This is a genomic window from Marinitoga aeolica (genome assembly GCF_029910535.1).
GTDB lineage: Bacteria > Thermotogota > Thermotogae > Petrotogales > Petrotogaceae > Marinitoga > Marinitoga aeolica.
On the sequence record NZ_CP069362.1, the window covers coordinates 1,384,211 to 1,401,746 of the forward strand.

The window sequence follows — 17,536 nt, forward strand, 5'->3', positions numbered from 1 at the left end:
TAAAAATATTATATATAAAAATATTTAATTATACTAAATATATTTTTTACTAAATTTTATAGCATTCTTTACTATTAATTGATAATTAGAATTATTAATATTACTTTTCATATATAACAATTTTTGGTAAATTAAGTGGTATAATTTAATTGTTAAAAGGTAATTTAATGATATAAATTTTAAATTTGTAATTAATATAAAAATTTGATATAATTTATCTGAAAAATAAAATTAGGGGGTGGTTTAGTGAAAAAAAGTTTTTTTCTTAAACAGCCTATGATGAGGCGGGTGTTGTATGCACTAACTCCTATATACTTGTTTGCTTTATACTTTTATGGAGTTAGACTTTTATTATTAAGTGTTGTTGTTTTTGGAGGAGGCATAATAACTGAATATATAATGGAAAAAAGAGTTAAAAAAAATGTATCAGAAGCCGTCCTTGTAACTTCTATGCTTTTTGTTCTATCTTTGCCTCCTTTAACGCCATGGTGGATAGCTTTGATAGGTATCATTTTTGGAGTATTGTTTGGAAAAGAAGTTTTTGGTGGTTTTGGGAGAAATCCTTTTAACCCTGCTATAGTTGGAAGATTATTTATTTATATAACCTTTCCAAATATTATGACATATGGCTGGATGGAACCGGGTAATTTTGGGATAAATGCCATTACTACGGCAACACCTTTAAAAATTATGAGAAGTGGAGAAGCGTCTTTTAATCTATTAAAAATGTTTTTTGGATTTAGAGCTGGCTCAATGGGTGAAAGTTTTATATTTCTAATAATCATAGCTGCAATTTATTTAATTTATACCAAAACTGCGAGCTGGAAAATAATTTTATCAACATTTTTAAGTGCAACTACAATGATTTATATTTTTTATTTTGCAGGTTTTATTAATTATCCACTTCAATTTTTAATGTCTGGTAGTTTGCTATTTGTTACAGTGTTTATGGCAACTGACCCAATTAGTGGTCCTAAAAATCAAAAAGCTCATTGGTACTATGGAATTTTGATTGGAGTTATAACTATATTGATTAGAACATTTTCATTATTTCCTGAAGGAACAAGTTTTGCGGTTTTATTGGGCAATACTTTTGCACCTTTAATGGATGAGCTTCTTAAAAAGAAGGTGAAAAAATGAAAAAGGAAAGTAAATTATATGTAGTTATATTTACTTTTGTTATTTCATTTGTTTTTGTTTTTATATTGGCATTAGCAAATGAGTTGACTAAAGAAAAGGTTAAAATAAATGAAGAATTATTCCAAAGAAAGGCTATACTCTCTGCTATGGGAATAGAATTTAAAACTGATAAAGAAGCTTATAAATTATTTGATGAAAAAGTTAAAGTTGAAAAAATTAAAGATATAGATGTTTATAAATCAAATGTGAATGGAGAGGATGTATACGCCGTTGTTTTTGTTGGTAATGGATTATGGAGTACTATTAGAGGAGTACTTGCAGTTAATAAGGACTTAACTAGAATTATAGGGATAGATTTCATTTCCCAAAGCGAAACTCCGGGTTTGGGAGGAAGAATTGAAGAAGCATGGTTTAAAGGACAATTTAGATTTGAAAGGATTAAAGATGGAAAAATAAAAATGATTATAGGAGGAACTGGTAAAGGAGATTTTAACCATGAAAATGGCGAATTTGAAGCAATTACAGGTGCTACAAGAACATCTGAAGCAGTAGCAGCCATGTTAAATAAGTATTTGTCTATTTTAAAAAACCTCTTAGGGGGTGAATTGAGATGAGTGAATACAATAAAGTGTTAAAAGAAAATGTATGGTACAATAATCCAGTTTTTGTTCAAATTTTGGGAATATGTTCAGCATTAGCAGTTACTAATAATTTAACAAACACATTTATTATGACTATTGCAGTAAGTTTGGTTACAGCATTTTCAAGTTTGACCGTTTCAATAATAAAAGGACTAATTCCAAGAAAAGTAAGAATGATAGTACAAACATTAATTATAGCTTTCTATGTTATTATTGTGGATATTATTTTAAGGGCATATTTGCCAGGAATAAGTAAAGCGTTGGGACCATATGTTGGATTAATAATAACCAATTGTATTATTATGGGAAGAGCAGAAGGTTTTGCGCAATCAAATGGACCAATTATATCTTTTTGGGATGGCTTTACATCTGGTCTTGGATATTTAGTAGTTCTAATGGTTGTAGCATTTTTTAGAGAATTACTTGGCTTTGGAACATTGTTTGGTTATAGAGTTTTACCTGAAGGATTTATGTCCTGGACAATCATGTTAATGGCACCAAGTGCATTTTTTATGCTTGCAATTTTTATATGGGTTGCAAAAGGTATAATGTTAAGAAAGGAGGCTAAATAATGGCTCCAAATATAAATCCTTTTATATTATTTTTTGCATCAATTTTTACAAGTAATATATTACTTGCTAATTTTCTTGGAATGTGTTCATTTATTTCAATATCTAAAGACATAACTTCATCAAATGGTTTAGGAATGGCAGTTACAATGGTAATGACAATAACTACAGCTTTAAATTGGATTGTATATAATAAAATTATAGTTCCATTAGGATTAGAATATTTAAGATATATTATTTTTATAATTGTTATTGCTGCAGTTGTACAAATATTGGAAATGCTTATTGATAGGTTATCACCAAATTTATATATGAGCTTAGGTATTTTTTTACCATTAATTACTGTTAATTGTGCAATTTTAGGTGTTTCATTATTTATGCAATTGAGATATTATACATTTATCCAGTCTATATTCTATGGATTAGGTTCTGGTCTTGGCTGGTGGTTAGCAATTATGGCGTTAGCAGCTATTAGAAAAAGAGTTGATAAAAGTCCTAATGTTCCTGCTGCTTTAAAAGGCCCAGGGTTGACGTTGATTATTATAGGTATAATGGCCATGGCATTCATAGGATTCTCAGGAATGCTTAATGTACAGTGAGGTGATATGATGAGTCCTATTATATTAGCACCTTTAGTAGTTTCAATTATTAGTGGAGTTTTAGCAGCTATAATTGCTATAGTTGATGGAATAGTAAACAATTATGGAGAAGTTAAAGTTAATATTAATGGGGAAAAAGAAATAACGGTGAAGGGTGGAGCATCTCTTCTAACCACTTTATCAGAAACTGGTATTTTTGTACCATCTGCTTGTGGAGGTAGAGGAAGTTGTGGTGCATGCAAAGTAAAGGTTTTATCAGATGTTGGCCCACATTTGCCTACCGAAACCCCAATGCTCACACCAGAAGAGATAAAAGAAAATATTAGATTATCCTGTCAGGTTAAAGTAAAAAAAGATATTGAAATATGGCTTCCAGAAGAATTGTTTAATGTAAAGAAATATAAGACAAGAATAGAAAAGATTACAGATGTAACTCATGATATTAAAGAAGTTCGTTTTAAATTATTAGAACCATCAGAAGTAAACTTTAAAGCAGGGCAATATATGCAAATAGTGGTTCCACCTTATGAAAAGATAAAAGAACCCACACAAAGAGCGTATTCTATATCATCATTACCGTCAGAAAAAAATTCATTTGAATTGTTAATAAGGCTTGTCCCCGGTGGGATTGCAACAACATATGTTCATAATTATTTAAAAGAAGGAGATACAATGGAAGTTATAGGACCATTTGGAGAGTTTTATTTAAGGGATACAGATGCAGATGTAATAGGTGTTGCAGGCGGATCGGGAATGGCTCCTTTAAAATCAATAATTTTAGATATGTATGAAAAAGGAATAACAAATAGAAATGTTTGGTATTTCTTTGGAGCAAGATCTTTGAGAGATTTATATTATGTAGAAATGTTTAGAGAATTAGAAAAAAAATGGCCTAATTTCCATTTTGTTCCTGCACTTTCTGAACCTTTACCTGAAGATAATTGGGAAGGGGAAACAGGTTTTATCACCGATGTATTAGATAAATATATTAAGGAAAAAATGGATCAGAATACACCTAAAGAAGGATATTTGTGTGGAAGTCCTGGGATGATAAATGCATGTGTTAATGTTATGACAAAAAATGGTATTTCAGAGGATAAGATTTATTATGATAAGTTCGCTTAAGGGGGGAGAAATATGAAAATGACTCCTGAATTTCAAAAAGCTCAGGCAAATATGCAGCCGGGTATTATAACAGCTGATGGTTTTTTGGGAGACGATGATAGAAATTTAATAGATATTATTATAGAAGATGAAGAGTTGTTATCAAGTCTAAATTGTGATGTTGAGACAATAATTGAAAAGTTAAAATATTTAAAAGAAAAAGGAGAAAAAGGATTGGGAGAACCAATAACCGTTGATGGAAAATGGGAAGTTCAGGTTGGAGAAGCAAGAGGACATTTACCATGCCCATTTGAAGATGGAATATTCAGAAAAGTTGTGACAAAAGTAGTAAATCTTAAAAATAATGAAAGTATTATATTTAGTGATTTATCTCTACATTTAATTGAGAAACATCATTTTTTTCAGGGAAAGGGATCTCCTTTTAGGCTTGATCCTGCAAAACTTGTAAGGGTTTTGGAGATTTGTAAATAATTAAAGTTGAATCAAAATAAAACTCATTCAAACGCTTGATTGCTAAACTGAAAAAAACATATTTTTAATGCACCGCATTAAAAAAAGATAAAGATTTATATTAAAAAATATAATTTAAAAGATGTTTTAATTTATAAAAACTGATATTTTCGCGAAGCGAAAGATTAATGCATAGCATTAAAAATAGATAAAGGTTTATATATTAAAAAAATATAATAATTAATATAGGTTATAAATAAAGCAATTATTTTAGTTTATAATATTTAAAATTTCGCGAAGCGAAAGTTCGGGAATTTTCAATGGTTCATCCCATTATTTTTATAAATTTTCTTTATGGAAATCATGTAAATTTCTAGTTTTCATTCGTTTTATTTTTGAATTCCAATAATGCTGTATTTCTTTCTAGGGTTCATTTTTTAAAATTTATTAGGGGGAAGAATTATGTATGATGTTACTATAATTGGTGCAGGAGTTGTAGGATGTGCTATAGCACGTGAGTTATCAAAATACAATTTAAAAATTTTGCAATTGGAAAAAAGTGATGATGTAAGTAATGGCGCGTCGAAAGCAAATAGCGGTATTGTTCATGGTGGGTATGCTGCAAAACATGGAACATTAAAAGGTAAACTATGTTTTGAAGGAAATAGGTTATATAAAAAATTAAATGAAGAATTAAATTTTGGATATAAAAAAACTGGTGCTTTGGTCATAGGATTTGACGAAAAAGATGAGGAGAATATAAAAAAATTATATGAAAATGGTATAAAAAACGGTGTTTTTAAAAATGAAATGAGAATAATATATAAAGATGAAATATTAGAGTTAGAACCTAATATAAATAAGGATGTAAAAGTTGCATTATTAGCAGAAGATGTAGGTATAACCTCTCCTTATGAAATGACAATTGCTTTGGCAGAAAATGCTGTAAAAAATGGTGTTGAATTAAAACTTGAAAATGAAGTTTTAGATATTATTGAGAATATTGATTATTATACAGTTATTACAAATAAGGGTGAGTATAAAACAAAATATATAATTAATGCTGCAGGAGTTTTTAGTGATAAAATTTCCAAGATGGTTGGTATTGATAATTTTTATATAAAACCCAGAAAAGGACAATATATTATTTTTCATAAAGGATATGGGAAAATAATAAATAGAGTAATTTTTCAAACGCCAACAAAAAAAGGTAAAGGAATCCTGGTTACACCAACTTATCATGGTAATTTAATGATAGGTCCGAATGCTGATGAAGTATCAAAAAAAGAAGATTTAAGTACAGATGTTGAAACATTAAAATATATAATATCAACAGCAAGGAAATCTGTTCCGAATATAGATTTAAGAAAGGTTTTAACCTCTTTTTCAGGCATAAGACCTACTCCATCAACAGGAGACTTTATAATTGAAGAATCAAAAGAAAGATTTATAAATGTTGCAGGAATTGAATCGCCGGGATTAACTTCATCTCCAGCTATAGCAAGAATGGTTCTTGGTATATTGAAAAGCTCTGGATTAAAAATGATAAAGAAAACAGATTTTGATCCATATAGACCACCAATAATTATAAAAAAGGATTTATCATATAAAGAAGTAAATAAAATGCTGAATATAGATTCCCCAAATCAAATAATTTGTAGATGTGAAATGGTAAGTAAAAAAGAGATTATAGATGCTTTAAACAGAGGAATACATATAAAATCTATAGATGCTATTAAGAGAAGAACGAGAGCAGGTATGGGTTTTTGTCAGGGAGAATTTTGTGGGCCTCGTGTAAGAAAGGTTATTGCTGAAACGTTAAATATTCCAGAAGATGAAGTTCCTCAAAGGGGAAAAGGTTCCGGTATAATACCCAAAAAAGTTAATTTAAATTATTTCAAAAATTTAGGAATATAAAACCAGCTGTAAATACAGCTGGTCAGTTTGTAGACAAAATCAAAATTAAATACAAAGTATTTTCAAAAATAATATTCACTCATACGGAAAATTCTAAATCCTCAAAAATATTCATTCCCGGCGGTCGCTCAGACGCACATCCTGATTGGCTTCGCTTAAAATCACATCCATGTGATTTTATCCGCCTTCATTCATATTTTTTCGGGAATTTTCAAGTATTCGCTCATATTATTTTTTTAGAAAATACTTTGTCAACAGTCTGACCAGCTGTAAATACAGCTGGTTTTATTGTAGTTTGAAAATAGAAACCATCAATGTTTTTTCATTGGATAAATGAATATTATTCTGAATGTTTTTTCTTTATCTAAAAGCTAAAGCTCTGACTAAATTAGTCAGAGCTTTAGTTTTTATTAAAAGTCTATTTCTACTGGAACTAATGTTGCGTATTTTTCTTGTGATGCATCATAACTTGATAATACTTTATGCTGATCATATCCTTCTGGAACTATAATATCAAGAACATATGGCCCGTAATCTCCTGCATCTGCCGGATATCCGCCTAATGTCCATTGTGTGTTTTCTGGTGTAACTGCTCTATAATGATCTGCTCCATATCCATCTTGAGATCCAACCATGAAATATGCATAAATTTTGTTGCTTTTAATATCTAAGAATTTTTTCATTACAATAACAGTTATAATCTTTTCTCCTGGATCAGCTTCTACTTGAACACCTTCGGGTAGTTCTTGTTCATCAGAAGTGGCTAATAACTGACCGTAACTTGGCCATCCAGCAACCTTAATAAAGTAGTCCCAAGGATGTTTTGGATCAAATTGAACTCTAGCGCCATCTTTATAAGTTTTAGTTAACCCGCCATCTTTTGTATCTAAATAAATATTAATTAATTGATGTGAGAATCCTTTAGGAGCACCCCATGGATTTGTCATTTCTCCAAACTTAAATTTAAATACTATGGAGTCATCATTATCATATACTTTAGCCCATTCTATATCCCATAAACCTTTATAAGGCTTAAATGCTCCATCTTTAGGATAAGTATATCCTCCAGGTCCATCTTCATCACCAATTGGATCTTCGAATGTTTTTATTAATCTTCCACCAATTTCTTTTGGTATCATAACATGTACTGGTCCAGTATTTGGAGCGAAGTCAACATCTCCGGAATTTCCTTTTTCAGTATATGCCATAACAACAGCTAAATTGAGTTCATCACCACTTTTAATGCTGATTAAATCAAAAGGAATTTTGAATTCAACAATATTTCCTTTTGCTGCAATATATCCTGGAGTTTTCCCTGCAATCATCCACCTTTCTGTTCCACTGGCATTGTAGTAATATAAATCTTTAGAATTAGGATATTTTTGAAGATTGAAACTAAATCTTTTTGCTAGAGCAAAACCAAGATCTGTAATATTTTCTCCTGTTTTTGAGTATGCAGTTCTTGTATTTAGTTTTTTGGCATTTGGCATATCTGTATAGATTTCTAATTTATAAGGCTTTCCTGATAATTCATCAATAGATTTTTTAAGTTCTACAGCAACATAAATATTAGAGTTATCTCTTCCCACATAGAAACCAGAAATCAAGTCTCCTTCTTTATACATAACACCTGAATCATCATCGGCAAAATAGGCACTTTTTGCCATTTCTTTGTCATCAACAACACCATCTAATGTTATTTCAACTTTTCCAATATTTCCTTTTGAAGCTGAAGAAGGTTTTTTATTTGCTATAAATAAATACCCAGGAATTTTATTTTCAGGAACTTTAGCTATTCTATATAATTGAATTAAAAGCTTTTTAAATTGCATATCGAATAATACTTCATTTGGTCCCGCATCTTGATCTGATCCATACCACCAGAACCAATCACTACCTTCGGCGGCATATAAAACATCTAAAGCTTTTTTAAATTCTTCATCTGTTAATTTATTTTTGTTTTCCATTAAAATCTTTCTTGCTTCAGATAGTCTTTCCCAGGCTTCATTTTCTTCTTTTTCTCCATACCATGTGTCTAAACTTCCGCCAACCCATGAACCTTTAGGTAATTGATTCAATTCTCCCTTAACTTCATAACTTTCTATATATTCTTTTGGAGTAACTAATTCAACATATGGATCATTTGAAAGAGCTTGATAGAATAGTTTTCTAAAATCATTACCATTATTTGGATAATGTTCCCATGCATTTTCTCCATCTAAAGCTACTGTAACGACCATATCTCCTTCATCATTTAACTTTTGTATATTATGTAATGCAGTAAGAAAATCTTTTACAGCATTTTCTTTTGTCATAATAGAATATTTAAATCCAATTCTATCAGAAAGATCAGTATCTCTGAAAAATACAATAACACTTTTTCCATTTACTGTGACTTTATATGGTTTATATAATTTATGTGGATCTCCTGTGTTAACTCCCGCTTTTTGTAAAATTTGTTTATCTGTAATTATCCATTTTATACCATTATCTGCAAACATAGGAACTAAAGGAGTACTTACAGCTTGTTCAGATGGCCACATTCCTACAGGTTTTTTACCAAATATTGATGTAAAATATTCTAATCCTCTTGTGATTTGTGCTTTTGCATCTTCTGGCCAACCCATATCTACTAATAATGGCAATATTGGATGATAATAAGGAGTTGTTGTTAATTCAACTTTTCCTTCATCCCATAATTTTTTATATTTATCTACAATTTCTGACATTAGTTTATATTGCACAGAAATAACATATTTTAAATCTTCTTTTGTAAAATCTTTACCTTTTTCAGCTAAAGCTTTTAATTTTTTATCACTATTTATATAGTCAGCATTAATCCAATAAAGATTCCATGAAACTTTTAAATCTAACCAATCTTGATCAGTAAATTTTTCATTTTTATCTCTTTTTTCCCTTAATTCTGCATATCTTGGGTGAGAATCAACAAATTGTGGATTTATATCAAAAAAATGCCATTTAACAAATTCTTTTTCTTCATCGGTTAATTTATCTTTTAAGGATAATTCTAAATATTTATCTTTTGCTCCGTTGTTTACATAGTCCATTAGTTGAATTAATAATACTGGAGTTATATTGAATGTAACACTTCCAGAGGTTAAGTATTTATCAACTAAATCAGCCATATATGGATAATCATTTATAGCATGAGCTCTAACCCAAGGCATTTCTGCATTTAGATTACCAGGTATTTTATAAGAAGGTTGATGATGATGCCAAACAATAGCCACTTTCAAAGGTTCTTTGTTGTCATCGCCTTTAGGAATTTTTGATAAAAAATTTTCTACAGCATTTTCTGTAATATTTTTAACTTCTGGAGCAGGTGCTGAATTTTCTGCTGAGGATTGAGGTGGAATATCTCTCCATGAAGCTACGGTATCTTCTTGGGTTTGTTCAGTATCTTCAACTATTACTACTCTGTTAGAGATTTCTTCACCATTTTCGTCTTTTTCTACAGTATCCCAATTTCCTCTTGTATATTTATATTCTAATCTTTTTCCAACTTCAGTTTCTAATTTATAAGTAGCTTTATTTCCGTTTCTTTCCATGACGAGTTGTCCGGGGTCCCAATTGTTGAAATTACCAACTATAAAGATATTATCGGATTGTGGTGTATTTGAAGGTAACGTTACTACAAAAGTGACTATAGCTTTTTCACCAGGTTGAGCTTTTGTTTTTATTTCTGCTGGAATATCAGCCCAACTTGCTACAACATCTTCAATAGTTTTGTTTTCATCAGCTAAGGCCTTCCTATTAGCAATTTCCCCACCATTTTCGTCTTTTTCTACAGTACCCCAATCGCCTCTTGTATATTTATATTCTATTTCGGTTCCTTTTTCTACAGTTAATGTAACAGTTCCAGTATTTCCATCTCTTGATAAAATATAATTTTCATCACCAGGGTTCCAATCATTGAAAGAGCCTACTATATAAACATTTTCATCAGTAGGTGTATTTGCTGGTAAAGTTACTTTAAATGTTAATGTGACTAAATTAGAACTACTGTCTGTAGGGACAGGTGTTTCTGATGTTTCTGGAGTGACTTCGCTAACAGATGGAGTTTTTTCCATTACTTGCGCTTGTTGAGCACCACAACTAATTAAAAAAATAGATAATAATGTTACAATTGCTACAACAAAAAACTTAGAAAAACTTTTTCTCATACTTTTTGTTACCCCCTTTTAATAGAAATTGATTTTTGTATTTGTAATTATATAATCACATTCATTTAAAATTATACACTAATACATACTGAAATTTCAAGTTTTTAATAAAAACTATTTTTTAGTATAGTTTATCTTTGAAAAATCATTAATGTGTGGTAAAATTCAGTTAGAATAAGGAATATAATAATGATAGGCAGGAGGGATTTAAATGGAATTAATAACTTCTATATCAAAAATGAAAGATATTAGAAATAAAATTATTAAAGAGGGAAAAAGCATAGGTTTTGTTCCAACTATGGGATATTTACATAAAGGTCATTTATCTTTAGTTGAACAAGCAAGAAAAGATAATGATATAGTTGTTGTAAGTATTTTTGTGAATCCAACTCAATTTGGTCCAAATGAAGATTTTGATAGATATCCAAGAGATTTGAATAGAGATATGGAATTATTAAAACCATATAATGTCGATTATATTTTTCATCCAGATGTAAATGATATGTATTCAAAAACTCATTCAACATATGTAGAAGAGATCAAATTAACAAAAGTTCTTTGTGGGAAATCAAGACCAGGACATTTTAAAGGGGTAACAACTATAGTTACAAAATTGTTTAATATAGTAAGACCTACAAGAGCTTATTTTGGTCAAAAAGATGCTCAGCAATTCAGAGTTCTTAGAAAAATGGTTGATGATTTAAATATGGATGTTGAAATGGTTGAAATGCCGATAGTAAGAGAAGAAGACGGCCTTGCGATGAGTTCCAGGAATATTTATTTGAAATCTGAGGAACGAAAACAGGCTTTAGCATTAAGTAAATCGTTGAAAAAGGCTAAGGAATTATATGAAAGTGGTGAAAGGAATGCCAATATTATAAAAGCAGAAATGCGAAAAATATTTGATGAAAATCCTCTGGTTAAAGTGGATTATATAGAAATAGTAGATGAATATAATCTAGAAAATGTTAATATAATTAAAAATAAAGTATTAGTAGCAGTTGCTGCTTTTGTAGGTAAGGCACGATTAATAGATAATGTAATTTTAGGATAGGGGAGATATAAATGTCTAAAATATCTATGAAGGGAATGTTGAATTTAGTATCAATTATACTTTTGAGTATATCAATAATTACTACAGTATATTTTTTTCAAAATGAATTTGGGAAAAATATCTTTGAGCCTATTTCGGAAAGCATAATGAATAATTTAAATGAAAAAGGGAATTATATATCTCTTTATTTTGAAAATGAAATAAGAAAATTAGAGATAATGCCAAAGAATTTTTCGTATAATTCAACAGAAACTGGGGAAATTTTGCAATATTTAAAAAATCAATTAAAGGAATATCCGGAATTTGAAGAATTTTTTATAGCAAATTCTGATGGTGAAAGTATTTCAAGTTCGAATATTTTTACGAATATATCCCGATATAGATATTTTCAAGAAATATTTACAAATAATAAGAAATGGTCTATTAGTGATATTTTTACTTCTAAAATCTCAGGTGACGCTGCTATAATCATTGCAATTGAACATTATATTAAAGGTAAAAAATATATTTTTGGAGGAGCTTTGAATTTAAAGAAATTCTTTTTAGATTCCAATGCCTTTAAATTTAAAAAAGAAGGAAACATATTTTTTATAGATAATCTTGGTACTTATTTTAGTGTTAATAATGATGGGAGTATTAATTCGGGGACATTTGCAAAGAATTTTAGAGATAATATAATTCGTGATTTAAAAAACTCACATGGATATTTAGAAACAAATAAAAATAAAAAAGATTATTTATTATTTGTTAGTCCAATTTATTCTATAAATTGGAAAATAGGGTTTTATATTGAAAAAAAATTAATTATGCCTAATTTTACCAGATATTACCTTATTGGATTTGGATTTTTGGCGTTGCTTGTATTATTTGAGATTCTTTTTAATCATATGATTATAAGAAAAAGGTTTTATAGCTCTATTAATATAATGAAAAATGAAATGAAAAAGCTTAATGAGATGAATTTTGATAATATAGAAATAAATATTAAAGAGCCTATGTTTATTGATTTTTCAGATAATTTACAACTGATGGCAATGAACTTAAAGGAAAATTTTAATTCTTTTTCTAATCAAATCTATAAATTAGAAGGAAATATCAATCAAACTGATTCTTTAATTAAAGAAGAAATTTCACGTATAAATGAAGAAAATGAAACTATTGAAAAATTGTCCAAGACATTTGAAGCAATTTCTCAATCTGTAAACGATTCTCAAAATATTTCTGAGAATTTTAAAAACAAACTTTCTTCTTATGATAAAGAGCTTGAAGAATTGCGTCATAATTTATTGAAATCAAAAGCAAAAATTTCATATTTTTCTGAATTAATTTCAAAAATAACGGAAATCTCTGAAAAGGTTAGTGATTTGTCATTTAGGGCGGAAATATTATCATTAAATGCAGCATTAGAAGCCTCAAAAGAAAAAAGTTCCCTGACTTTTGCAGTAATTGCTGCAGATATGAGGGATATGTCTTATGTTTTGAAAGATTATAATTCCAAAACACATTCACATATATCTCACATAATAGAAAATTTAAATGAATACAAAAATACACTGGATGGATTATTTAAAGCAATAGACACCAATATATATGAAATAAGAAGAGTTTCCTCTACTTATAAAGATATAGAGAATTTTATTAAAGAATACTCAATATCTTCTGCTCAGCTAAAAAATGCTCTTAATTTGTTAAAGTTAATTACCAATAAAAATAAAACAATTATGGAAAATATTGTGGATAATTTTAAAGAAATTGAGAAGAATTATGAAGAGTTAAAGAAGATATTTGTGTCAAAAAAGGTGCCTAAAAATTTAGATGAAATATTTAAGAAATTAGAAGAAATAGAGAAAAAAGAGGAATCAGGAAGTGAATTAGATGAAGAAGAATCCGTTTAAAGAATTAAAAAAAATAATTTTACTTAAGGATAAAATTGATTATTATGTTGTGTTTAAAGTAGAAAATGTATTATATGGGTTAAAGGCAGAGATCATAAAAGAAATTATACCAACTTTAGAAAAAAAAGAATTACCAAATACTCCAGACTATATTGGAGGAGTAATTAATAAGGATAATCAGCCAATTACTTTAATTGATTTAAAAAAATTATTAAGTGATGAATATCAGGAATATGACAAAAATATGTATATTATAAATTTTATTTATGATAAAAAGAATTATGGATTTTTTACAAAAGAAATAATAGATATTATTCCTGTGGATAAGGGGTCTTTAAATAATGTAGGAGAAGAAATGCAGGATTTTTATTTTGTTGATAATATATTTTCTTTTAATGGAGATATAGTTCTTATTATTAATGTGGAAAAAATATTAAAAAACAATGAAGAATAAAAAAGCCGGGTTATAAACCGGCTTTTTTATCTTAAAAGTTGTGTAACCTGTTGAGGTAACTGATTTGCCTGAGATAGCATAGCGGTACCACTTTGAAGCAAAATTTGTTGTTTGGTATATTCTGCCATTTCTTTTGCCATGTCAGCATCTCTGATACGGCTTTCAGCAGCTGTTAAATTTTCTTCAGCAACACCTAAGTTTTTGATTGTATGTTCTAACCTGTTTTGTGAAGCACCTAATTTTGCCCTAAAAGCTGAAACTTTATAAATAGCTGCATCTAAAGCACTCAAAGCAAATTCTGCATTACTTTGAGAATTTATTTTTACTTCAGAAGTAATACCTAAATCATCAGCTTTCATACTTTCAAAACCAAGAGAAATGACCTGCCCTTCATTTGCTCCAATATGGAATTTTATAGGATCGACATTAGAAGTAACTATTCCATATACAGCAACAGAACCACCATCTACTTTTGTTCCTGATGCTAAAGTTCCTCCGTAATCACTAATTTTTGCTATTTGATCAGAACTCCATGTAATACCGACTGTAGCAGTTCCACCACTTAATGTAGCAGTAACTCGAGATCCTGATAAAGTTACACTTGTAATTGTAACTTGAGAAACTCCGTTAGAATCAATTCTTGAAATTTTAATATCTAATTGTGAGGTTGCTCCGCCATTGAATTGTCCAACTTCTATTATAAAATTTCCGCTTGCCGTAATATTAGAAGAATAGCTACCAACAGCAAAATGAGCAGATCCAGGTGCTACAATTTTTGCTTCAGCAGTTCTTGTTCCTTTTATTGAACCATCTAATAAATTTTTTGTGTTAAATTGTGTTGTTTTAGCAATTCTGTTAATTTCATCTCTTAATTCGGAAAATTCATTTTGTAATTGGTCTCTGTCTGCATCAGTATTTGTTTCAGTAGATGATTGAACTGCTAATTCTCTCATACGTTTTAAAATAGAATGAACTTCATCAAGTGCGCCTTCGGCGGTTTGGATCATAGACACAGCATCTTGAGCGTTTTTGATGGCTTTATCAAGTCCCTTTATCTGGTTCCTCATTTTTTCAGATATTGCCAATCCAGCAGCATCGTCAGCAGCTCTGTTAATTCTTAAACCAGAAGAAAGTTTTTCTAATGTTTTTCCCATACTACCCTTTACATTTGAGAGGGTTCTCCATGCATTTAATGCTTCCATGTTGTGATAAATTCTCATAAACTACACCTCCATGTTTATGTTATTTGGTTTTGAAATTAATTGTATAATAAATATTTTCGAATTCATCTGCATATGTGTTTCCAAATTCATCAACTATTTGAGAAGGATCAATCTGTATTTCCCATGTTTGCGTAGAATCTAACGTAATATCTTTAAGTATTCCGTCATATTTAATAAATTTATTTTTTTGTTTTGCGGATAATGGAATATTAAAAGTTTTATTTGTCCCATTTTCTAATATTTTTATATTGATACTTAAATAATCTTTTTTTTCTATTTCCGATTCATCTGAAAATTCAATTAAAATCCGAGGATTTTCTATTGATTTGCTAACATTTAAATCGTAAAAATCGTATGTGCTTTCCTTTGAATAAACGTCAGTTCCTTCTATTGATATCCTGTACAGTTCAGGAGGATTATTTTCTTTTACTAAAACCTCAAAATTTTTTGTTACTGAGTAATTGTTATCAATATCTTTTGTCGAGAGCTGTATGTAATTATGGCCTAATGGAAACCCATCAGAAAGATTATAAGTAAAAGTTCTAACTTGAACAGGATTTGATTTGAATAACTCATTGTCATTTATATTAATGGAATATACATATGTTGCTGGATAAGAGTAATTTGAATTTATGTTGAATATTATATCGAAATCATTTAATCTAGTAGATTCCGGATCAACTTCAATTTTTTCTGGTAGTATATAAAGGGTAGTGCTATTGTCAGAGTTCTTCTGATTTAATGAATATTTTAAATCAAAATTATTTATAGCTTTTGAAACTTTGAATGTTTTATAATAGGTTTTTGTATATTCTGGATTTTCTTTTGTTATAGTAACAGTTAATTCATAATTTCCTGGGTCTAAGTACATTTTTTCTGTTTCTAAAATAGTGCTATTTGTAGTAATATCTAATTTTTTATAATCGGTGTTGTCTTTTTTTAATGTAAAACTATATTTTAATTCATCTGAAAAATTACGTTTTTTCTTTACTGAAACATTAAAAAATACTGGATCTCTATTTGTTATAATTGAAGAATTATCAATTTTAATATTTTTATCTAAATAATCTTTTTTATAAATATCAACATTGGCAGAAAATTCTTCAAACTTTTCCACGTGAAGTAAAATTTTATTTTGTGTAGAATCATTTGTTACCATATTCCTGGCATTTAATAATAAACTGACTTCACCATCGTTTAAATAAATAGGACCATATTTTAATTCTTTTTTTTCAGTTGTTGATTCAACGATTTTTTTATCATTATTTGAAATACTAAATAAATAAGATGCAGGTAAACTATATTTTTCATCTACATTCAATATGACATATATGGGATCTATTGTAGATAAAGTTGCATTATCAGTTATAATAGGACCGTCATAAGATTCTTTATGCAATTCTGTTATTAGATTGAATGAAGTATCTATATTTTTAGGATTTAATTCTACAGTTGTTCTGCCAAAACCATTATTAGCAGTATCGTATATTTCTACAGAGATAATATGTTTTTTCTTCTGAAAAAAAAGTGGAGTTGATTCAAATGTTTTATTTTTTATATTTCCATTTTCAACCAATTTATTATCAAAATAGATTTTATAAGAGAAATCGCTATTATATACAATATCCGAATCAACATCAACTAAAATAGAATAGTTTTTATAAGGATCATAGATGTTGTTTTCTAATATTTTACCTGTTTCTGTATTTTTGAATTTCAGAATTGGTTCCAGTTCTTTTTTATAATCATAGACGTTAATATATAATTTGTTTTTACTGGTATAATTTTCTCCACCAATGGAAAAAACACCCTCAATTTCATATTTTCCTGGTTCTGTTAATTCGAAATTTCCGGAAAATGTATTTTCGTTTATAGATTTTAATTCTATTGTTCTAATATTTTTGTTATTGGTAGTGCTTACTATATTTAAGTGAGCTTGACCAATATTAGCAAGTGGTGAATCTAATCTTAATATCACTTCACCCTTTGCTTCATTAATATCCTTATTCATTATTGTCTTAGTTTGAGAAGAAAAAGAAATTTCAACGTTTATTTTAAATTTTGATTCAACAGGTTTCAAGCATGATGAGAAAAGGAATAATAATAAAATTATCATTAAATAGGATATGTTTTTCATAAAATCCCTCCATGGAATAATCTTTCAATTTATCATTCTTTAAAAGAAATAAAATTCCTAAAAGTGTAAAAATAATTATTAAAGTATACGATTTGAGAATTTATTTGGATATACAGAATAAGAGATGATTTTTAAATGCAGATGTTAG

At 28.7% G+C, this 17,536-nt stretch carries 13 protein-coding genes; 10 read left to right on the forward strand and 3 right to left on the reverse strand.

Annotated elements, in window-relative coordinates; genetic code table 11:
• Positions 1-246: 246 nt before the first annotated feature.
• The 7 genes from JRV97_RS06510 (at position 247) to JRV97_RS06540 (ending at position 6,441) form a co-directional block, all read left to right on the forward strand.
• On the forward strand, positions 247-1,140 hold the full coding sequence (locus JRV97_RS06510) for an RnfABCDGE type electron transport complex subunit D (RefSeq protein WP_280997353.1): 894 nt from the start codon (positions 247-249) through the stop codon (positions 1,138-1,140).
• A complete protein-coding gene (locus JRV97_RS06515) occupies positions 1,137-1,754 on the forward strand; it encodes an FMN-binding protein (RefSeq protein ID WP_280997354.1) in 618 nt (205 codons plus the stop codon). Before JRV97_RS06510 ends, JRV97_RS06515 begins: the two co-directional genes overlap by 4 nt.
• Positions 1,751-2,353, forward strand: coding sequence for an NADH:ubiquinone reductase (Na(+)-transporting) subunit D (locus JRV97_RS06520; RefSeq protein WP_280997355.1), 603 nt, complete (start codon positions 1,751-1,753; stop codon positions 2,351-2,353). The genes JRV97_RS06515 and JRV97_RS06520 overlap by 4 nt, the downstream gene beginning before the upstream one ends.
• Complete coding sequence (locus tag JRV97_RS06525) at positions 2,353-2,949, forward strand: Rnf-Nqr domain containing protein (protein WP_280997356.1); 597 nt, start codon at positions 2,353-2,355, stop codon at positions 2,947-2,949. The genes JRV97_RS06520 and JRV97_RS06525 overlap by 1 nt, the downstream gene beginning before the upstream one ends.
• A 9-nt stretch (positions 2,950-2,958) precedes the next feature.
• On the forward strand, positions 2,959-4,074 hold the full coding sequence (locus tag JRV97_RS06530; protein WP_280997357.1) for an NADH:ubiquinone reductase (Na(+)-transporting) subunit F: 1,116 nt from the start codon (positions 2,959-2,961) through the stop codon (positions 4,072-4,074).
• Between the two features lie 12 nt (positions 4,075-4,086).
• A complete protein-coding gene (locus JRV97_RS06535; protein ID WP_280997358.1) occupies positions 4,087-4,545 on the forward strand; it encodes a hypothetical protein in 459 nt (152 codons plus the stop codon).
• Between the two features lie 441 nt (positions 4,546-4,986).
• Entirely contained in the window at positions 4,987-6,441 is a 1,455-nt protein-coding gene (locus JRV97_RS06540; RefSeq protein ID WP_280997359.1) for an NAD(P)/FAD-dependent oxidoreductase, read from the forward strand.
• A 410-nt stretch (positions 6,442-6,851) separates the two neighbouring features.
• Here JRV97_RS06540 and JRV97_RS06545 read toward each other — a convergent pair whose 3' ends face one another.
• A complete protein-coding gene (locus tag JRV97_RS06545; RefSeq protein ID WP_280997360.1) occupies positions 6,852-10,625 on the reverse strand; it encodes a glucodextranase DOMON-like domain-containing protein in 3,774 nt (1,257 codons plus the stop codon).
• Between the two features lie 211 nt (positions 10,626-10,836).
• Here JRV97_RS06545 and panC point away from each other — a divergent pair, with 211 nt between their 5' ends.
• Genes panC through JRV97_RS06560 form a run of 3 tightly spaced genes read left to right on the forward strand, consistent with a single transcriptional unit; the run spans position 10,837 to position 14,028 of the window.
• Positions 10,837-11,679 (forward strand): pantoate--beta-alanine ligase, encoded by an 843-nt coding sequence (gene panC / locus JRV97_RS06550; RefSeq protein ID WP_280997361.1) that lies wholly within the window; start codon positions 10,837-10,839, stop codon positions 11,677-11,679.
• An 11-nt stretch (positions 11,680-11,690) separates the two neighbouring features.
• Positions 11,691-13,574 carry a cache domain-containing protein gene (locus JRV97_RS06555; RefSeq protein ID WP_280997362.1) on the forward strand — a complete coding sequence of 628 codons (1,884 nt, stop codon included), beginning with the start codon at positions 11,691-11,693 and terminating at the stop codon, positions 13,572-13,574.
• Positions 13,555-14,028: a chemotaxis protein CheW gene (locus JRV97_RS06560; RefSeq protein WP_280997363.1), complete on the forward strand. Its 474-nt coding sequence runs from the start codon at positions 13,555-13,557 to the stop codon at positions 14,026-14,028. Before JRV97_RS06555 ends, JRV97_RS06560 begins: the two co-directional genes overlap by 20 nt.
• Before the next feature lie 26 nt (positions 14,029-14,054).
• Here the strand turns inward: JRV97_RS06560 and JRV97_RS06565 are convergent, their stop codons facing one another.
• Both JRV97_RS06565 and JRV97_RS06570 read right to left on the reverse strand, forming a co-directional pair.
• The gene (locus tag JRV97_RS06565; protein ID WP_280997364.1) at positions 14,055-15,248 is read right to left on the reverse strand and encodes a flagellin N-terminal helical domain-containing protein; all 1,194 of its coding nucleotides are present in this window, start codon (positions 15,246-15,248) and stop codon (positions 14,055-14,057) included.
• A 22-nt stretch (positions 15,249-15,270) separates the two neighbouring features.
• Positions 15,271-17,388: a hypothetical protein gene (locus JRV97_RS06570; RefSeq protein WP_280997365.1), complete on the reverse strand. Its 2,118-nt coding sequence runs from the start codon at positions 17,386-17,388 to the stop codon at positions 15,271-15,273.
• Positions 17,389-17,536: the final 148 nt, after the last annotated feature.